The 17,467-nt window shown below is 73.7% G+C and carries 16 protein-coding genes; 8 read left to right on the top strand and 8 right to left on the bottom strand.

Annotated elements, in window-relative coordinates:
• Positions 1 to 24: 24 nt before the first annotated feature.
• Positions 25 to 858 (top strand): NAD(P)-dependent oxidoreductase, encoded by an 834-nt coding sequence (locus tag F8568_RS18945; protein ID WP_202125142.1) that lies wholly within the window; start codon positions 25 to 27, stop codon positions 856 to 858.
• Between the two features lie 28 nt (positions 859 to 886).
• A complete protein-coding gene (locus F8568_RS18940) occupies positions 887 to 1,678 on the top strand; it encodes an enoyl-CoA hydratase (RefSeq protein ID WP_151594891.1) in 792 nt (263 codons plus the stop codon).
• A 63-nt stretch (positions 1,679 to 1,741) separates the two neighbouring features.
• Here F8568_RS18940 and F8568_RS18935 read toward each other — a convergent pair whose 3' ends face one another.
• The 5 genes from F8568_RS18935 to F8568_RS18915 all read right to left on the bottom strand — a co-directional run bounded on the left by F8568_RS18935 (position 1,742) and on the right by F8568_RS18915 (position 6,839).
• Positions 1,742 to 2,152: a DUF427 domain-containing protein gene (locus F8568_RS18935; protein WP_151594890.1), complete on the bottom strand. Its 411-nt coding sequence runs from the start codon at positions 2,150 to 2,152 to the stop codon at positions 1,742 to 1,744.
• 69 nt (positions 2,153 to 2,221) lie between these two features.
• On the bottom strand, positions 2,222 to 3,856 hold the full coding sequence (locus F8568_RS18930) for an AMP-binding protein (RefSeq protein ID WP_202125141.1): 1,635 nt from the start codon (positions 3,854 to 3,856) through the stop codon (positions 2,222 to 2,224).
• 119 nt (positions 3,857 to 3,975) lie between these two features.
• The gene (locus tag F8568_RS18925; RefSeq protein ID WP_151594889.1) at positions 3,976 to 5,181 is read right to left on the bottom strand and encodes an acyl-CoA dehydrogenase family protein; all 1,206 of its coding nucleotides are present in this window, start codon (positions 5,179 to 5,181) and stop codon (positions 3,976 to 3,978) included.
• Between the two features lie 27 nt (positions 5,182 to 5,208).
• Entirely contained in the window at positions 5,209 to 5,973 is a 765-nt protein-coding gene (locus tag F8568_RS18920; protein WP_151594888.1) for an SDR family NAD(P)-dependent oxidoreductase, read from the bottom strand.
• On the bottom strand, positions 5,970 to 6,839 hold the full coding sequence (locus F8568_RS18915; RefSeq protein ID WP_151594887.1) for an enoyl-CoA hydratase/isomerase family protein: 870 nt from the start codon (positions 6,837 to 6,839) through the stop codon (positions 5,970 to 5,972). Before F8568_RS18915 ends, F8568_RS18920 begins: the two co-directional genes overlap by 4 nt.
• Before the next feature lie 157 nt (positions 6,840 to 6,996).
• Here F8568_RS18915 and F8568_RS18910 point away from each other — a divergent pair, with 157 nt between their 5' ends.
• Together F8568_RS18910 and F8568_RS18905 are read left to right on the top strand one after the other, a co-directional pair.
• Entirely contained in the window at positions 6,997 to 8,241 is a 1,245-nt protein-coding gene (locus tag F8568_RS18910; RefSeq protein ID WP_151594886.1) for a CaiB/BaiF CoA transferase family protein, read from the top strand.
• Positions 8,238 to 9,452 carry an acetyl-CoA C-acetyltransferase gene (locus tag F8568_RS18905; protein ID WP_151594885.1) on the top strand — a complete coding sequence of 405 codons (1,215 nt, stop codon included), beginning with the start codon at positions 8,238 to 8,240 and terminating at the stop codon, positions 9,450 to 9,452. The genes F8568_RS18910 and F8568_RS18905 overlap by 4 nt, the downstream gene beginning before the upstream one ends.
• Before the next feature lie 31 nt (positions 9,453 to 9,483).
• Here the strand turns inward: F8568_RS18905 and F8568_RS18900 are convergent, their stop codons facing one another.
• Positions 9,484 to 10,152 carry a TetR/AcrR family transcriptional regulator gene (locus tag F8568_RS18900; protein ID WP_151594884.1) on the bottom strand — a complete coding sequence of 223 codons (669 nt, stop codon included), beginning with the start codon at positions 10,150 to 10,152 and terminating at the stop codon, positions 9,484 to 9,486.
• Positions 10,153 to 10,472: 320 nt separating this feature from the next.
• Here F8568_RS18900 and F8568_RS18895 point away from each other — a divergent pair, with 320 nt between their 5' ends.
• Entirely contained in the window at positions 10,473 to 10,910 is a 438-nt protein-coding gene (locus tag F8568_RS18895; protein ID WP_151594883.1) for a Zn-ribbon domain-containing OB-fold protein, read from the top strand.
• Positions 10,903 to 12,054 (top strand): thiolase family protein, encoded by a 1,152-nt coding sequence (locus tag F8568_RS18890; protein ID WP_151594882.1) that lies wholly within the window; start codon positions 10,903 to 10,905, stop codon positions 12,052 to 12,054. The genes F8568_RS18895 and F8568_RS18890 overlap by 8 nt, the downstream gene beginning before the upstream one ends.
• 69 nt (positions 12,055 to 12,123) lie before the next feature.
• Here the strand turns inward: F8568_RS18890 and F8568_RS18885 are convergent, their stop codons facing one another.
• The gene (locus F8568_RS18885; RefSeq protein WP_328600951.1) at positions 12,124 to 13,299 is read right to left on the bottom strand and encodes an acyl-CoA dehydrogenase family protein; all 1,176 of its coding nucleotides are present in this window, start codon (positions 13,297 to 13,299) and stop codon (positions 12,124 to 12,126) included.
• 68 nt (positions 13,300 to 13,367) lie between these two features.
• Positions 13,368 to 14,960 (bottom strand): FadD3 family acyl-CoA ligase, encoded by a 1,593-nt coding sequence (locus tag F8568_RS18880; RefSeq protein ID WP_202125140.1) that lies wholly within the window; start codon positions 14,958 to 14,960, stop codon positions 13,368 to 13,370.
• A gap of 219 nt (positions 14,961 to 15,179) precedes the next feature.
• Between F8568_RS18880 and F8568_RS18875 the strand changes: the two genes are divergently transcribed.
• A complete protein-coding gene (locus tag F8568_RS18875) occupies positions 15,180 to 16,229 on the top strand; it encodes an acyl-CoA dehydrogenase family protein (RefSeq protein WP_151594881.1) in 1,050 nt (349 codons plus the stop codon).
• Positions 16,216 to 17,346, top strand: coding sequence for an acyl-CoA dehydrogenase family protein (locus tag F8568_RS18870; protein WP_151594880.1), 1,131 nt, complete (start codon positions 16,216 to 16,218; stop codon positions 17,344 to 17,346). Before F8568_RS18875 ends, F8568_RS18870 begins: the two co-directional genes overlap by 14 nt.
• The last annotated feature ends 121 nt before the right edge of the window (positions 17,347 to 17,467 follow it).

Below are 17,467 nucleotides of genomic sequence, written 5' to 3'. Positions count from 1 at the left end.
TGGGAACTCAGTGAGGAGGGACCGATGAGCACATCCGACCTGCGCGTCGGCTTCATCGGGCTCGGCAGCCAGGGCGGGCCGATGGCCCGCCGGATCGTCGACGCGGGCCATCCGACCACGCTGTGGGCGCGGCGCGCGGCCACGCTCGAGCCGTTCGCCGGCACGGACGCGTCCGTCGCGGCGTCCCCGGCGGAGCTGGCGCGGGCGAGCGACCTCGTCTGCGTCTGCGTCGTCGACGACGCGGGGGTCGAGGAGGTGCTGACCGCCGAGGACGGCGTGCTGGCCGGCCTCGGCGAAGGCGGCGTGATAGCGGTGCACAGCACCGTCCACCCCGACACGTGCCGGCGGCTGGCGGCCGAGGCCGCGGGCCGGGGCGTGCGGACGGTCGACGCGCCGGTGAGCGGCGGCGGGCCCGCGGCGGCCGCCGGACGGCTGCTGGTGATGGCGGGCGGCGAGCAGAAGGACGTCGACCTGTGCCGCCCGGTGTTCGCGTCCTACGGGGACCCGATCGTCCACATGGGGCCGCTCGGGTCCGGGCAGGTCGCCAAGCTGCTGAACAACCTGCTGTTCGCCGCCAACCTCGCGACCGCGTCGACCGCGCTCGCCCTCGGCCGCGACCTGGACGTCGATCCGGTCCGGCTGGCCGAGGTGGTCTCGCACGGCAGCGGGGCGAGCTTCGCCCTCGACCGGGTCGCCTCGGGAGGGGGGACGCTCGACCGCATCGCGGCGCACGCCGGCGGGCTGCTGCGCAAGGACGTCGGCCTGGTCGCCGGCATCGCCGCCGCGGCGGGCGCCGAGCCCGGCGCCGTGCTGGCGGCCGCCGACGCGGCCCTCGCCGCGATGAAGCACCCCAGGTGACGAGACCGCCCCGGAGAGGGATGAACCGATGGACCAGATCCTGTACGAGGTGAAGGACCGCGTCGCGGTCATCACGCTGAACCGCCCCGAGGCCGCCAACGCGCAGACCATGGAGCTGCTCGACGACCTCGACGCCGCCTGGAGCCGCGCCGCGGGCGACGACGAGGTCCGGGTCGTCGTGCTGAAGGCCAACGGGAAGCACTTCTCGTCCGGGCACGACCTCAAGGGCGGCGGCCCGGTCCCGGACAAGATCACGCTGGAGCACATCTACAAGGTCGAGGCGCGCCGGTACCTGGAGTACACGCTGCGGTGGCGCAATGTCCCGAAGCCGTCGATCGCGGCGGTCCAGGGCAAGTGCATCGCGGGCGGCCTCATGCTGTGCTGGCCGTGCGACCTGATCGTGGCCGCCGAGAACGCGCAGTTCTCCGACCCCGTGGTGCACATGGGCATCGGCGGCGTGGAGTACCACGGCCACACCTGGGAGCTCGGCCCGCGCAAGGCCAAGGAGATCCTGTTCACCGGCCGCCCCGTCACCGCGGACGAGGCGGAGAAGGTCGGCATGGTGAACCGGGTCGTCCCGCTGGAGGAGCTGGAGGCGACCGCGATGGAGCTGGCCGGGCGGATCGCGCAGATGCACCCGTTCGCGCTGCGGCAGGCCAAGCGCGCCGTCAACCAGACCCTCGACGTGCAGGGCTTCTACGCGGCGATCCAGTCGGTCTTCGACGTCCACCAGACCGGGCACGGCAACGCCCTGAGCGACGGCGGGTTCCCCGTCCTCATGCGGCTGGACGGGATGAAGGACAAGCTCAAGAACCAGTGACGGCGCGCGGCGCGCCGGCGGTCCCCGGCGCGCCCGCCGCCGGCCGTCCCGCCGAAGGTTCGTTCAGCCCTGGCGACCGCCGCCGGGGTGGGGAGCGGACGTGACGGGGGTGGCGGCGCCGATCCGGACGACGGCCGCGTCCTGGTAGAAGGCGATGTGGTCGCGGATCATCGCGACCTCGGCGTACGGCTCCGGGTACTCCCAGGCGATCGGGTCATCGGCGTCGCGCAGCCGCCAGTACGTCGCCTGCCCCTTGAACGGGCACCGCGACGTCCGGTCCGACGGCGCGAGGTGCTCGGTCCGCACGTCGGCCCTCGGGATGTAGATGACGAGGCCGTGGTCCTGCTCGTCGACGACGAGGGCGCTGGTCGTCTCGGCCAGCAGCACGCCCTCGTGGGTCACCTGGACGAGGTTGCGCTTGCGGCGCACGTCCACGCGGTAGTCCGGCCGGTCGGCGTAACCCGAAGGCTCCATCGTGCCTTTCCCTCCTCGTGGGGCGTCCAGCGTCCGGTGGACGCCGCGACCTGCCTTACGCTGCCCGCCTCATAAGGCGTCCCGCAACGCCCCGGCGCGCACCTGCTCGCGCAGGCGGAACTTCTGGATCTTGCCGGTGGCGGTGCGCGGGAAGTCCGCGACGAGGTGCACCGACTCCGGCCACTTCTGCCTGGCGAGCCCGGCTGCGGCGAGATGCCGTCGGACGTCGTCCAGCGAGACCGGGTCCGCCGGGTCGCGCGGCCGGATCACCGCGGCGGCGTGCTCGCCCAGCCGGGGGTCCGGTTCGGCGACGACGCTGACCTCGGCGACCCGCTCCAGCGTGAGCAGCAGCGACTCGACCTCCTGGGCGCTGATGTTCTCGCCCCCGCGGATGATGACGTCGGCGACCCGGTCGGTGACCGTGAGGTACCCGTCGCCGTCGACCTCGCCCATGTCGCCGGTGCGGTACCAGCCGTCGGCGTCGAACGCGCGGGCGGTGAGCGCGGGGTCGGTGTAGCCGATGAAGCAGTCGGCGCCGCGGGTGAGGATCTCGCCGTCGTCGTCCAGGCGGAACTCCGCGCCCGGCAGCGCGCGGCCGTCGGTGCGCAGCCGCTTGTCCGGCGGGTCGGTCAGCGGGCTCGCGGTGACGGAGGGGTGCTCGGTGCTCCCGTACGAGCGGTAGACCGCGATGCCCTCCCGCGTCGCGCGCTCGGTGAAGGCGTCCGGCACCGGCGCGCCGCCGAGGCCCATGTGCGGGATGAGGGCCAGGTGCCCGGGGGTGAAGTCGGCGTGGTCCAGCAGGCTCGTCAGGAAGTAGGGCGGGCCGCCGGCGACGCCGATGCGCTCCTCCGCCATCGCCGCCAGCACCTCGGCCGGGTCCCACACGTCGATCAGATGCACCGGCTCGGACCGCAGCAACGGCACCAGGAACGCGTTGATCATGCCCATGAAGTGGCCGACGGGGGTTCCGACGAGCGTGGGCGGGCCGCCCCTGGCGTAGAAGCCGTCGCACTGGCGCGCCTCCCAGGCGATCGTCTGGTGGCTGTGCACGACCCCCTTGGGCGCGAGGGTCGTCCCGGAGGTGAAGCCCACGATCGCCGGCGACTCCGGCTCGACCCGCTCCGGCTCCTGCAGCGGGCGCGCCCGCAGCATCAGGTGGAACGGCGTGGCGGCCGGCGGCAGCTCCGCCTCGGGCCGGTCGCCCACCACCAGCCACAGCGGCTCCCCGTCCCGTGCGGCGAGGAGTTCCGCGTACTGCTCGAGGTGGTCGGTGCGGCCGAAGCGGTCGGGCGTGACGATCACCGCGGGGCGGGTGGCGTCGAGGATGTGGCCGACCTCCCTGGGCCCGTAGAAGTGCACCACCGGGACCACGATCGCCCCGATGTAGGCGGCCGCCCAGAACGTGACGGCGGCCTCGACCCAGTTCGGCATCTGCACCACGACGACCGAGCCCGGGCCGAGGCCCCAGTCCAGCAGGGTGCGGGCGAAGGAGCGGCTGGCACGGTCCACGTCGGCGAACGTGCCGTTCCAGGGCCGGACCTTGGACCGCACCTGGAACCGGAGCCCGGGAGCCCGGCCGAGCCCCTCGGCCACCATCGAGCCGAGCGAGCCGTCCGTCCACCACCCTTCCGCGCGGTAGCGCCGGGCCAGGTCTGCGGGGACCGTCCGCACGCCCCAGCCGTCGACGACAGAGCCTGTGGTCACCGCACCGCCTTCCCCGGGGGCCGCACCGCGGCGGAGGGCGCCGCCCGCCGCCTTCCTTACCACCATCGAAGTATATTTCGACGTCAACGTCAATACTGTGCGGCGCCGCCGGTCTCCGCTCAGTAGGACTTGGGCAGGCCGAGGACGTGCTCGCTGATGTAGTTCAGCACCATCTCCTGGCTGACCGGGGCGATGCGCATCAGGCGGGACTCCCGGAAGTAGCGCTCCACGTGGTACTCGCGCGCGTACCCGAACCCGCCGTGCGTCTGGACGGCCGCGTCGGCGGCGGCGAAGGCGGCGTCGGCGCACAGGTACTTCGCCGTGTTCGCCTCCTTGCCGCACGGCTCGCCGACGTCGTAGCGGGCGGCGGCGTGCCGCGCGGCCAGCTCCGCCGCGTCCAGCCGCATCGACGCCTCGGCGAGCGGGAACGCGATCCCCTGGTTCTTGCCGATCGGGCGGCCGAACACCACCCGCTCCCCCGCGTACCGCACCGCCCGGCGCAGCGCCGCCCGCCCGATGCCGAGCGACTCGTGCGCGAGCAGGATCCGCTCGGGGTTGATGCCGTCCAGCAGGTAGGAGAACCCGCGCCCCTCCTCGCCGACCAGCGCCGACCCGGGCACCCGGAAGTCGTCCATGAACAGCTCGTAGGACGACACCGCGTTGCGGCCCATCTTCGGGATCGCCCGCATCTCGACCTCGCCGCCGGTCAGGTCGACGACGAACATCGACAGCCCGTCCGTGCGCCGCCTGCCCTCGCGCGGCTCGCTCGTCCGCGCGAGAAGCACCGCCTTCTGCGACTGCGCCGCCTTGGTGATCCAGACCTTCCGGCCGTTGATCACGTAGTCGGCGCCGTCCCGGCGGGCGAAGGTGCGGATGCGGCTGGTGTCGGACCCGGCGTCCGGCTCGGTGATGGCGAAGCAGACGTGCAGGTCGCCGGTCACGGCGCCGGGGAGCAGCTCCCGGCACAGCCGGTCGCCGCCGTGCCGCGCCACCAGGTTGAGGCCGAAGATCGTGAGGTGGAACGGGCTGCAGCCGTTCATCCCGGCCCCGGACGCGGCGATCTCGTACATCATCGACGAGGCCGCCGAGATGCCCATGCCCGCGCCCCCGTACTCGCTGGGGATCGCGATGCCGAGCCATCCGGCCTCGGCGAACGCCTTGTAGAACTCCCAGGGGAACCTGCTCTCCTGGTCGACCTCGGCCCAGTACGCGTCGTCGAACCGCTCGGCCACCTCCCGGACGGCCGCGCGCAGCTCCTCGTCGGTGAGCGCGTCGTCGGTGGTGGCGTCGGTCGTCGTGGTGTCGGGGGCGGTGTCCTGGCTCATGTGAACTCCTCGATCGGTTCTTACATCTCAGCGCACCGAGCGCCCGCCGTCGACGTAGAGAACCTGGCCGGTCACGAACCCGGAGTCCTCGGAGGCGAGGAACAGCGCGGCGTTCGCGATGTCGGCGGGCTTCCCGACGCGGCGCATCGGCAGTGTCGCAGCGACCTCGGCCAGCCGCTGCTCCACCGCGACGCCGAGGCGCTCGGCGGTCGCCCGGGTCATCTCCGTGTCGACGTAGCCGGGGCCGATCGAGTTGACGGTGATGCCGAACGGGCCGAGCTCGATGGCGGTCGTCCGCGTGAAGCCTTGGATCCCCGCCTTGGCGGAAGAGTAGTTCGCCTGGCCCCGGTTGCCCAGCGCGGAGGTCGAGGAAATGTTGATGACGCGCCCGTAGCGCCGCTCGACCATGATCCGCTGGGCGGCCCGGGTCACCAGGAAAACCCCGCGCATGTGCACGGCCACCACGGTGTCCCAGTCGTCCTCGGTCATCTTGAACAGCAGGTTGTCCCGGGTGACGCCGGCGTTGTTGACCGCGATGTCGAGGCCGCCGAACTCCTCGGCGAGCCGCCGCACGGCCCGGTCGACCTGTTCCGCGTCGGAGACGTCGGCGCCGAGGCCGATGGCCTGCCCGCCCGCGTCCCTGATCGCGGACACGGTGTCCTCGGTCAGGTCCTCCTTGAGGTCGAGGACGCCGACGCGGGCTCCGGCGCGGGCGTAGGTGCGGGCGATCTCCGCTCCGATGCCGCGGGCCGCGCCGGTCACCAGCGCGACGCGGCCGTCGAGGTTCGTCATGGTCGTTCCACTCCCGGGTGCTGGGGGTCGGTGGGGGTGCGCGCGGCGCGGGGGCGGCCTTGCGCGAGAGCGCGGACGGCGTCGCGGTGGGCGCCGGACTCCAGGAGCCGGACGTGCCACGCCGCCTCCGCGTCCGCGCAGTCCGCGAGGCCGTTGTCGTGGGCGCGCGCCACATGCTCCTTCATGGCCCGGACCGCCTCCGGTGAGAGGGCGGCCAATCGTGCGGCCGTCTTCGCGACGTGAGCCGCCAGCTCGTCGTCGGCGACGGCCTCGTTGACCAGGCCGAGCTCCTGCGCGCGGGCGGCGGTCAGCGGCGGCGAGAGGTAGAGCAGTTCCAGCGCCCGGGCCGCGCCGAGCAGGCGGGTCAGCTGCCAGCTGCAGCCGAAGTCGCCGGCCAGCCCGATCCTGCCGAAGCCCGTGCGCAGCGTGGCGGAGGCTCCGGCGTAGCGCAGGTCGCAGGCGAGCGCGAGGCCGAGCCCGGCGCCGACGGCGGCGCCCTCGACGAGCGCGACGGACGGCTTGGCCAGCTCCCGGAGCCGGACGACCGTCGCGCGCTGCAGCGCCTTCTGGGCCGCCAGCCGGGCGGCGGGATCGTCCGCCGGGCCGAAGATGCTCTCCCCCGCCGCGAGCTTGGCGAGGTCGCCGCCCGCGCAGAAGGCGCCGCCGGCCCCGCGCAGGACCACGGCCCGGACGTCGCCGGACGCGGCGGCGACGTCGAGCATCGCGGCCAGTCCGTCGAGCATCTCGCGCGAGAACGCGTTGCGGGCCTCCGGACGGTTCAGCGTGAGGGTCAGCACGCCGCCGTCCCGCGCCGCGAGCAGGTGCGCGGTGCCCGTCGGCAGGGTCCCGTCCGAATTACTTGACATAGACGTCGAAATTATAATGCGGCGATCGCCGGGGTCAATGCGCCACCCGCCCGATCTCCGTGCGCATGGGAGAGTAGATCGACATCGACGTCAAAGTTAGACTGATCGGAACGCGGCCGGACCCGGACCGCGCGCCGCACACCGACGGAGGAGCTCCATGCCCGACAGGCCAGGCACCCCGACCCCGGCGCCGGCGCCGCCGCTCGCCGGCACGGTCGTGGTGAGCTTCGAGCAGGCGGTGTCGGCGCCCTACTGCACGCGGATGCTCGCCGACCTCGGCGCCGAGGTCGTCAAGGTCGAGCACCCGCGCTCGGGTGACCTCACCCGCTGGTTCGACGACGCCGCCGACGGCATGGCGACCTACTTCGTCTGGCTGAACCGCAACAAGCGGTCCCTGGCGCTGGACTGCAAGCGCCCCGAGGCCCGGCCCGTCCTCGACCGGCTGCTCGAACGCGCCGACGTCGTCGTGCAGAACCTCGCGCCCGGCTCCGCGCGCCGCCTCGGCCTGGACGCGGCGACGCTGGTCGAGCGGTACCCGTCGCTGGTGGCCGTCGACATCTCCGGCTACGGCACCGGCGGCCCGCTCGACCACCGCCGCGCCTACGACCTGCTCGTCCAGGCCGAGAGCGGATCGTGCGCCGCGACCGGCCGGGCCGACGCGCCCGCCAAGCCGGGCATCCCCATCGCCGACATCGGTACCGCGATGCAGGCCGCGGCCGGGATCATGGCCGCGCTGCTCGCCCGCGCCCGCACGGGCGCGGGCGCCGCGCTGCAGGTGAGCATGTTCGACACCGCGGCCGACTTCCTCGGGTTCGCCCTGCTGTACGCGCACTACACCGGCGAGGAACGGGCTCCGATCGGCATGTCCTCCCCCATCGTCGCCCCGTACAACGCCTACCCGACCAAGGACGGGCGCACCGTCGTCCTCGGCACCACGAACGACGCCGAATGGCAGCGCCTGGCCCGCGACCTCATCGGGCGCCCGGACCTCGCGGACGACCCGTCCCTCGCCACCACCCCGCAGCGCTGCGCGCAGCGCGCCCGGCTGGACGAGGCCGTCGGCGCGTGGGCGGCCACCCTCGAACTCGCGGAGATCTGCGCGCGCGCCGACGCCGCCGGCATCGGGAACGCCGAGTTCAACCGGGTCACCGAGGTCGTCGACCACCCGCAGCTCACCGCGCGGGGCCGCTGGCGCGAGGTCGGATCGCCGGTCGGCCCGCTGGCGTCGCTGCTCCCGCCCGTCATCACCCCCGCGTGGCCCACGCCGCTGGAGGACGTCCCCGCCCTCGGCGAGCACACCGCCGCGATCCTCACCGACCTGGGCTTCACCCCCGAGGCGCAGGACGAACTCCGCCGGGCCGGCGCGCTGCGGCCGGCCCACGACCAGTCAGGAGACTCATGAACGAGGCCGTGATCTGCCAGCCGGTGCGGACCCCGATCGGCCGGTTCGGCGGCGCCCTGCGGACGGTCCCCGTCCAGGACCTCGGCGTGACGGTGGTCCGGGCGCTGATCGAGCGGAGCGGGCTGGACGGCGCGCTCGTCGACGACGTCGTGCTCGGCCACTGCTACGGCACCGCCGAGGCGCCTGCGCTCGGCCGGGTCGTCGCGCTCGACGCGGGCCTGCCGACCAGCGTGCCCGGCGTGCAGATCGACCGGCGCTGCGGGTCGGGCCTGCAGGCCGTGGTGTACGCGGCGGCGATGGTCCGCTCCGGCGCGGCCCGGGCGATCATCGCGGGCGGCGCGGAGAACATGTCGCAGGCCCCGCACTACTCGCTGACCGCGCGCTGGGGGTCGCGCGCCGGGGACATCACGCTGACCGATACCCTGACGCGCGGCCGGACGACCGCGGGCGGCCGGACGTACCCCGTCCCGGGCGGGATGCTGGAGACGGCCGAGAACCTGCGCCGCGAGTACAAGATCGGCCGCGCGGAGCAGGACGAGCTGGCCTACGCCTCGCACCGCCGGGCGATCGACGCCCAGGACCGCGGGGCGTTCGCCGACGAGATCGTCCCGGTGACGGTGCCCGGCCGGAAGGGGGACACGGTCGTCGACGCCGACGAGCACCCGCGCCGCGACGTCTCCCTGGAGAAGCTGGCCTCCCTGCGCCCCGTCATGGGGCGGGACGACCCCGAGGCGACGGTCACGGCGGGCAACGCCAGCGGCCAGAACGACGGCGCCGCCGCCTGCCTGGTGACGACCCCGGAGTTCGCGGCCGAGCACGGGCTGCGGCCGCTCGCGCGCGTGGTGTCCACCGCGACGGCCGGCGTCCCGCCGCACCTCATGGGCATCGGGCCGGTGCCCGCGACGCGCAAGGCGCTCGACGCCGCGGGCCTCGCGCTCGCCGACATGGACCTCGTCGAGCTGAACGAGGCGTTCGCGGCCCAGGCCCTCGCCGTGACGCGGGAGTGGGACTTCGCCCCGGCGGACTTCGAGCGGCTCAACGTCAACGGCTCGGGCATCTCGCTCGGCCATCCGGTCGGCGCGACCGGCGCCCGGATCGTGGCGACGCTCCTGCACGAGATGGAGCGCCGCGACGCGCGGTACGGGCTGGAGACGCTCTGCATCGGCGGCGGCCAGGGCATCGCCGCGGTGTTCGAGCGGATCCGGAACTGACGGAGCGGCCCGTCGGCGCGAGCGGGAGCGGTCAGGCCTTCGCGGCCTTGGCGGCCCTGGCCGGCTTCCCGCTCCTCGGACGCGGCCTGCTGTCGGCGTCCGGGCTGAGGCCCAGCGCGTTTGCCCACAGCAGCGTGAGCTGCTCCACCGCCTCGGTCATGGCGAAGCGGGCACCGCCGATGAACATCATCTCGGCGAACTTGGCGACCATGCCGCCGAGCGCCGTGGCGGCGTAGCGCTCGTCGATCCGCCGGTCCGCCAGCCCGTCCGCCTGCAGCCGCTTGATCGCCGACTCCAGGCGGGCCGCGAGGTAGTCGTCGCGCTTGTCGCGCACCTTGCGGACGTCCTCGTCGTAGCGGCTGACCTCCTCGATCACCCGCATGATCGGGGCCTCCTTGCGGTAGGCGGTCAGGTAGGCCCTGTTGGCGGCGCGGATGCGCTCGATCGGGCCGGCGTCGTCGGCCTGGGGGATGTCGTCCATCGACACCAGGCGGACCTCGACCTCCTCGGCGATCTCCCGGAAGAGCGATTCCTTGGAATCGAAGTAGTGGTAGAAGGACCCGTGCGAGACGCCGGCCTCGGTGGCGATGTCGGTGATCCGCGCCTGGAGGAAGCCGTCGCGCTCGAACACGGTCTTGCCCGCCTCGACCAGGCGCGCCCGCGTCCGGCGGCCCTTCGCGGAACGGGGCTCTGGATCCATCCCGGTCCTCCACATTCATGAACTCGACGTCGGAAACATCATGCCGTACCCGCACGCCCGTCCCGCCGGGACGCGCCTTACCGGGACCGCCTCATCTCGATGCGGAGCCCGGCACCGCAAGGCCCTCGGTCCGGCCCGCGCCTCCCTACCCGTTCGACGCTAGTTATGACTTCGACGTCGATAATGTCAAGACCTCCCGAGAACGTCGCGAGGCCCGCCGCCTACGGCGGCCTGATCTTTATTTGACGTCGAAGTCAGGATAGGATGGCCGGCACCGTGATCCCCGGACGCCCCGGCGCGCGGGGAGGCAAGGAGATGAGATGGCACCGGTCCCCATCGCCGACGACCTGTTCACCTGGCCTGCCGACGAACCCCGGCTGATCGGCGGCAGGTGCGCGGAGTGCGGGACGCACGTGTTCCCGCTGCGCGCCGGCTGCGCGCGGTGCGGCGCGGCCGCCGTGGAGCGCGCGCTGCTGAGCCGTTCGGGAACGCTGTGGACGTGGACGTCCCAGGGCTTCCCGCCCAAGGCGCCGTTCCGGGGCGAGTTCGCCGGCACCGATCCGTTCGAGCCCTGGCTGGTCGGTGTGGTCGAGCTGCCCGGCGAGCTGCGCGTCGAGACCCTCCTCACCGGCTGCGCGCAGGACGACCTGGAGTTCGGCATGCCGATGCGGCTGGTCACGATGCCGTTCCGCACCGATGAGGACGGCCGGGAGATCATCACCTTCGCGTTCAGTCCGGAAGGGGCCGAGCATGCCTGACGTCGCGATCATCGGAGTGGGAATCCACCGGTTCGGCCGCTTCCCCGGCAAGCCCGCCCTGGCCATGGGCGCCGAGGCGGCCCGCGACGCCCTCGCCGACGCGGGCCTGAAGTGGACCGACGTGCAGTTCGCGGTGGGCGGCAGCTACGAGGTCGACCAGCCCGACGCCGTGGTCGCCGAGCTGGGGCTGACCGGCGTGCAGTTCACCAACGTCTACAACGGCTGCGCGACCGCCGGCAGCGCGCTCGCCCTGGCCGCCCAGACGATCCGGCTCGGGCAGCACGAGATCGGCCTCGTCCTCGGCATGGACAAGCACGAGTCGGGCGCGTTCACCGCCGACCCGCGCGAGTACGGCTGCCCGTCCTGGTACGGCGAGATGGGGCTGTTCCTCACCACCAAGTTCTTCGGCATGAAGATCAACCGCTACATGCACGACCACGGGATCACGCACCGGACGCTGGCCGAGGTCGCCGCGAAGAACTACCGCAACGGCGAGCTGAACCCCCACGCGCACCGCCGCAAGCCGCTGTCCCCCGAGCAGATCCTCGAATCGCGGATGCTGAACTACCCGCTCACCCAGTACATGTTCTGCAGCCCCAACGAGGGCGCGGCGGCGCTGGTGGTGTGCAGCGCGGACGTGGCGCACCGCTACACCGACAAGCCGGTCTACCTGCGCAGCGTCGTCACGCGCACGCGGCGGTTCGGCGCGTTCGAGGTGCACACCCCGTCCGCCTCCGTCGCCGCCGACCACGTCCCGGCGCCGACCGTGGACGCCGCGCGGGCCGCGTTCGAGGCGGCCGGCATCGGCCCCGGCGAGGTGCAGATCGCCCAGCTCCAGGACACCGACGCCGGCGCCGAGGTCATCCACATGGCCGAGGTCGGGCTCTGCGAGGACGGCGAGCAGAACGAGCTCATCGCCTCCGGGGCCACCGCGCCGGGCGGCAGGCTCCCGGTCAACACCGACGGCGGCCTGATCGCCAACGGCGAGCCGGTCGGCGCCTCCGGCCTGCGGCAGGTGCGGGAGCTGGTGCTGCAGATGCGCGGCCGGGCGGGCGAGCGGCAGGTCGCGGGCGAGCCGCGGGTCGGCCTCGCCCAGCTGTACGGCGCGCCCGGCGTCGCCGCGGTCTCCATCCTGTCGACCTGACCCGGGCCGCGACGCGAAGCGGCCCGGGCGCGCTCACCGCCCGGGCCGCTCCCCGCCGTCCCCGCCGCGTCAGCCGGCGGCCTCCCCGAGCGTCTGGCGGGCGATGATGACCTGCTGGATCTGGCTGGTGCCCTCGTAGATGCGGAACAGCCGCGCGTCCCGGTAGAACCGCTCGACCGGCACCGACCGCATGTACCCGGCGCCGCCGTGCACCTGGACGGCGCGGTCGGCCACGCGCCCGACGGTCTCGCTGCAGAAGTACTTCGCGGCGGCCGGGCCGGTGCGGCGGTCGGAGCCGTCGGCGTAGGCGCGCGCGGCGTCCAGGACGAGGGCGCGGGCCGCCATCGTCTCGGTCACCGAGTCGGCGATCATCGCCTGCACCAGCTGGTGGGAGGCGATCGGCTTCCCGCCCTGCCTGCGGTCGGAGGCGAACCGCACCGACTCGTCGATCAGCCGCCGGCACATCCCCACGCAGGCGGCGGCGAGCAGCAGCCGCCCGGTGGACAGGCAGCGCATCGCGGTCAGGAAGCCGGTGTGCACGCCCCCGTCGCCGCCGACCACCGCGTCCGCCGGGACGCGCACGTCGTCGAGGTTGACGTCGGCCGTCCAGGCCCCGAACTGCCCCATCTTGTGGTCGCGCGGGCCGACGGTCAGCCCCGGGGTGCCGGCCGGGACGATGAAGGTGGAGATGCCGCGCGACGACCTCGCGTCCGGGTCCGTCCGGGCGAACACCATGAACACGTCGGCGATGGGCGCGTTGGTGATGTAGCGCTTGGCGCCGTTGAGCACCCACCGGTCGCCGTCGCGGACGGCGCTGGTCCGCATGTCGCCGGGGTCGGACCCGGCGTCCGGCTCGGTGAGCGCGAACGAGGCGACGGCCTCGCCCGAGGCGAGCCGCGGCAGCCAGTGCTCCTTCTGCTCCGGGGTCCCGGCGTCCATGATCACGCCGCCGGCGATGCCGACGTTGGTGCTGAACATCGAGCGCAGGGCGGGTGTGCCGTACCCGACCTCGATCAGCAGCCGGCACTGGTCGACGATGCCGAGGCCGAGCCCGCCGTACTGCTCGGGGATGGTGAAGCCGAACAGGCCCATCCGCTTGGCGGCCTCGCGCAGGACGTCCGGCACCTCGTCCTTCTCGTCGATCTCCGCCTCGCGCGGGATCACCTCCTTGCGGATGAAGTCGCGGACGGCCTCCAGCATCGGCTCGAGGTCCTGGTCGGTCATGTCGGCCACGGGGTCAGCCACCTTCCCGGCATGAGTCAGTTATTTGACGTCGAAGTCATTGATCGGCCTGCACGATGCCGACCGGCGGATCAGGACGTCCGCGCGGCGAGCGCCCGCTCCTCCAGCACGGCCTTGTGCACCTTCCCGCTCGCGGTGAGCGGCAGTTCCTCGACCAGCTCGACGAAGCGGGGCGCCTTGTAGTTGGCCATCCGCTCGCGGCACCAGGCGATGACCTCGCCGGCGGACGGCGCGGGCGCGCGCGGCACGACGAACGCCATGCCCACCTGGCCGAGCCGCTCGTCGGGCACGCCGACGACCGCGGCCTCGCGGACGCCCGGGTGCTCGAGGAGCATCGCCTCGATCTCGGCGGGGTAGGCGTTGAACCCGCCGACGATGAACATGTCCTTGGAGCGCCCGGCGATGCGCAGGCACCCGCGCTCGTCGAAGCGCCCGAGGTCGCCGGTGCGCAGCCAGCCGTCCGCCGACAGCACCTCCGCCGTCGCCTCGGGGTCGTCCAGGTAGCCGGCCATGACGGACGGCCCGCGCAGGAGGATCTCCCCGACCTCCCCCTCGGCGGCGTCCTCGCCGGTTCCGCCGACGACGCGGACCTCGAAGCCGGGACGGGCCCGCCCGACGGTCTCGGCGATCGTCTCCGGGGCGTCGTCGGGCGCGGTCGAGCTGGCCGTCCCCGCCTCGGTCAGCCCGTATCCGGAGACGATCAGCGAGAACGGCAGCTCGTCGCGGACCCGCCGGATGAGCTCGACCGGGATGTCCGCCGAGCCCGTCACGGCGACGCGCAGGCTCGACAGGTCGTACCGGTCCCGGCCCGGATGCTCCAGGATCGCGTGGTACATGGTCGGGGCGCCGGGCAGCACGGTGGCCCGCTCCTCGGCGGCCAGCGCGAGCATCGCGTCGACGTCCAGCACGGCCTGCGGGTACATCGTGGCGCCGGCCGCCAGGCAGGCCAGGATGCCGGCCTTGAACCCGAACATGTGGAAGTACGGGTTGACCATCACGTAGCGGTCGCCCTCGCGGAGCCCCGTCATGGCGACCCAGTCGGTCGCCACGGTCATGGTCCGGCCGTGGGTCATGACCACGCCCTTGGGCGTCCCGGTCGTCCCGGAGGTGAAGAGGATGTCGGAGGCGTCGTCCGGCTTCAGGGCGGCGGCGCGCCGGCCGGCCTCGGCGAGCCCGGCCTCGGTGGCGCGCGCCAGGAAGTCCGCCCACGGCACGCCGTCCCCGGACGGGCGGCCCCGGGCGATGACGACGGTCCGCAGGTCGGGCAGGGGGACGCCCGAGCCGGCGAGCACCTCGACGTAGTCGGTGCCGAGGAAGTCCGTCACCGTCACCAGGACCCGGACCCCGGCGCGGCGCAGGATCCCGGCGGCCTCGCGTCCCTTGAACCGGGTGTTCACGGGGACGAGGACGGCGCCCGCCTGGTAGAGCCCGAGCACGGCGACGATCCATTCGCGGCTGTTGAACGCCCAGACGGCGACGCGGTCACCGGGCTCGACGCCGTCCGCGACCAGCGCGGCCCCGAACCGCCTGGCCTCCTCGTAGAGCTCGGCGTAGGAGACGCGGGCGGCGCCGTCGACGACCGCGGTCCGGCCGGGGAAGCGCTGGGCTGCGGACGCGGTCATCGCCGCGATGCTCGGCCGGGGCGGCCCCGAGCTGTCGGTCATGGCAGGCCTCCGTGATTGACATCGACGTCAGTATAGACTTCTATCGTCAGCAGAGAAGAGCCCGACAGCATCCGCGCCGGCGATCCGCACGCGCACCCCGCGCGGCCCCGGCGCGCCTCCCCCGAGGTCGCCGCACATGATCATCGAGTCCGATCACCATCCGACCGCCGCCGCCCCGCCCGCACCGTCCGCGCCGTCCTCATCGCGGAGTGAGCGCTGATGGACGTACGCCTGTCCGCCGAGCAGCGGGCGCTGCGCGAGGCGGCCGCCCGCCTGGTCGACGACCACGCCCCCGGCTCGGTCGCCGACCTGGACGACGCCGCCCGCGTCGCCGGCCTGGAGGCGGCGCTGGCCGGTGCCGGCTGGCGCGAGCTGCGCGCCCCGGACCCCGGCGGCGACGGCCGGCCGCTCGCCTCCGCCGTCGAGGCCGCGATCGTGGCCGAGGAGTTCGGCCGCGGCCCGGCCGACACGCCGTTCCTCGGGCCGACGCTGGCCGCCGAGCTGCGGCGCCGCGCGGGCGCCGAGCCAGCCGGCGCCCTCGAGACCGTCCTGCTGCGGCCCGACCTGTCCGGTCTGGTCGTGCTGGACGAGCGGGGGACGCGCTGCTCCGGCGTCGCGATCGACGCCCGGGGCGCGACGGCCGCCCTCGCGCTCGCCCGCACCGGCGGCGGCGGCCACGACCTGGTCCAAGTCCCGGTGGGCGGCACCTCGCCGGGCCGCGACCTCACCCGCCCGGCGTCGGCCGTCGGGGACGCGCCGGCCGAGCGGCTCACCGCCGGGGGCCCGCTCAGCGCCACCGACATCGAGGCGTGGTCGGCGTTCGCACTCGCCCTGACCTGCGCCGACCTGGTCGGGACGATGCGCGGCGCGGTCGGCCTCGCCCGCGCCTACGCGGGCGTCCGGCGCCAGTACGAGGCGCTCATCGGCACCTTCCAGAGCGTCCAGCACCTGCTGGCGGACGCCTTCGTGTCGGTCGAGGGATCGAGCAGCGTCACCCGCCACGCGGCCTGGGCCGCCGACGCCCTGCCGGCCGGCGAGGCGCTCGCCGCCGCCGCGGTCGCCAAGGCGTACTGCGCGCGCGCCGCCCGCGAGGTGTGCGAGACCGCCATCCAGGTGCACGGCGGCATCGGCATGACCTGGGAGTGCCTCGCGCACGTCCACCTGCGGCGCGCGCTGGTGTCGGCGCAGCTGCTCGGCGACGTCGGCGTGAACCTCGCGCGCGTCGCCGCGCACCACGAGATCGGAGGCGGGCACGATGGACTTCGCTGACTCTCCCGAGGAGGCGGCGTTCCGCGCGCGGCTGCGGGCGTGGCTGGCCGAGCACAACCCGAAGCTCCCCCAGTCGTCGACCTCCGACGCGTACTGGGACGGGCAGGCGCCCTGGCACCGCGCCCTCTACGACGCCGGCTTCTTCGGCCTGTCGTGGCCGGAGGAGGTCGGCGGCCAGGGCCTGCCGACCGTGTACGACGCGATCCTCGACCAGGAGCTCGCGCTGGCCGGCGCACCCCCGCGCCCAAGCCTCGGCTACCTGGTGCAGGGCATGCTGCGGCACGCCGCCGAGGACGTGCGCAAGCGCTTCCTGCCCGGCCTCGTCAGCGGGCGCGAGCGCTGGTGCCAGGGGTTCAGCGAGCCCGACGCGGGCTCGGACCTGGCGTCGCTGCGCACCCGCGCCGTCCGCGACGGCGACGCGTACCGCATCACCGGCCACAAGGTGTGGACCAGCTACTCCGACGAGGCCGACTGGTGCCTGGTGCTGACGCGGACCGACCCGGACGCGCCCAAGCACCGGGGGCTGTCGGCGTTCGCCGTCCGGATGGACCAGCCGGGCATCGAGCAGCGGCCGCTCAAGATGATCAACGGAGTCACCCGGGAGTTCGGCGAGGTGATCTTCGACGGCGCGGTCGCGAAGGCGTCCGACATGATCGGGGCGCCGGGCGAGGGCTGGAAGCTGGCGATGACCGTGGTCAGCCACGAGCGCGAGCCGGGCGAGCTCGGCTACGTCGCCCGCTACAGCAAGGCGGTCAACGAGCTCGTGGCGCGGCTGCGCGCCGAGCCCGGCCGGTGCACCGAGGAGAACGTGCGCGACGTCACCTGGGCGGTGATCGAGGCCGAGATGCTGCGGCTGCACGTGTGCCGGCGGCTCTCGGACCGGCTGGACGGCATCTCCCACGGGCCCGAGGGCTCGGTGGACAAGCTGCTGATGACGCGTGTCGAACAGGCCGTCGGGCACGCCGCACTCGGCATGAGCAACCTCACCGGCGGCATCGAGGAGGACACGTGGCTCAGGATGTACCTCTACAGCAGGGCGCAGAGCATCATGGGCGGGACGTCGCAGATCCAGCGCAACCTGGTGGCGACGCGGATCCTCGGGCTTCCGGTCGCATGAGTAGCCCTGTGTCAAGCAGCAGTGGGTTGATCTTGTTTGAGGAGGGTCTGGAGGGCTCGGTGTTGGGCGGGGTCGTAGGGGACGCGGTCCTGCCAGCAGTGCCAGATCACGAACAGCCAGG

It is taken from the genome of Actinomadura physcomitrii (assembly GCF_008923205.2).
Taxonomy (GTDB): domain Bacteria; phylum Actinomycetota; class Actinomycetes; order Streptosporangiales; family Streptosporangiaceae; genus Spirillospora; species Spirillospora physcomitrii.
The sequence above is the reverse complement of the archived record's forward strand: the minus strand, read 5'-3'. Positions and strand labels throughout refer to the sequence as shown.

Excerpts from the sequence above, each read along its gene's own strand:
- F8568_RS18880 (WP_202125140.1), bottom strand. The coding sequence starts at position 14,960 with ATGACCGACAGCTCGGGGCCGCCCCGGCCGAGCATCGCGGCGATGACC.
- F8568_RS18890 (WP_151594882.1), top strand. The coding sequence starts at position 10,903 with ATGCCTGACGTCGCGATCATCGGAGTGGGAATCCACCGGTTCGGCCGC.
- F8568_RS18945 (WP_202125142.1), top strand. The coding sequence starts at position 25 with ATGAGCACATCCGACCTGCGCGTCGGCTTCATCGGGCTCGGCAGCCAG.
- F8568_RS18905 (WP_151594885.1), top strand. The coding sequence starts at position 8,238 with ATGAACGAGGCCGTGATCTGCCAGCCGGTGCGGACCCCGATCGGCCGG.
- F8568_RS18910 (WP_151594886.1), top strand. The coding sequence starts at position 6,997 with ATGCCCGACAGGCCAGGCACCCCGACCCCGGCGCCGGCGCCGCCGCTC.
- F8568_RS18875 (WP_151594881.1), top strand. The coding sequence starts at position 15,180 with ATGGACGTACGCCTGTCCGCCGAGCAGCGGGCGCTGCGCGAGGCGGCC.
- F8568_RS18940 (WP_151594891.1), top strand. The coding sequence starts at position 887 with ATGGACCAGATCCTGTACGAGGTGAAGGACCGCGTCGCGGTCATCACG.
- F8568_RS18920 (WP_151594888.1), bottom strand. The coding sequence starts at position 5,973 with ATGACGAACCTCGACGGCCGCGTCGCGCTGGTGACCGGCGCGGCCCGC.
- F8568_RS18915 (WP_151594887.1), bottom strand. The coding sequence starts at position 6,839 with ATGTCAAGTAATTCGGACGGGACCCTGCCGACGGGCACCGCGCACCTG.
- F8568_RS18895 (WP_151594883.1), top strand. The coding sequence starts at position 10,473 with ATGGCACCGGTCCCCATCGCCGACGACCTGTTCACCTGGCCTGCCGAC.
- F8568_RS18870 (WP_151594880.1), top strand. The coding sequence starts at position 16,216 with ATGGACTTCGCTGACTCTCCCGAGGAGGCGGCGTTCCGCGCGCGGCTG.
- F8568_RS18935 (WP_151594890.1), bottom strand. The coding sequence starts at position 2,152 with ATGGAGCCTTCGGGTTACGCCGACCGGCCGGACTACCGCGTGGACGTG.
- F8568_RS18900 (WP_151594884.1), bottom strand. The coding sequence starts at position 10,152 with ATGGATCCAGAGCCCCGTTCCGCGAAGGGCCGCCGGACGCGGGCGCGC.
- F8568_RS18925 (WP_151594889.1), bottom strand. The coding sequence starts at position 5,181 with ATGAGCCAGGACACCGCCCCCGACACCACGACGACCGACGCCACCACC.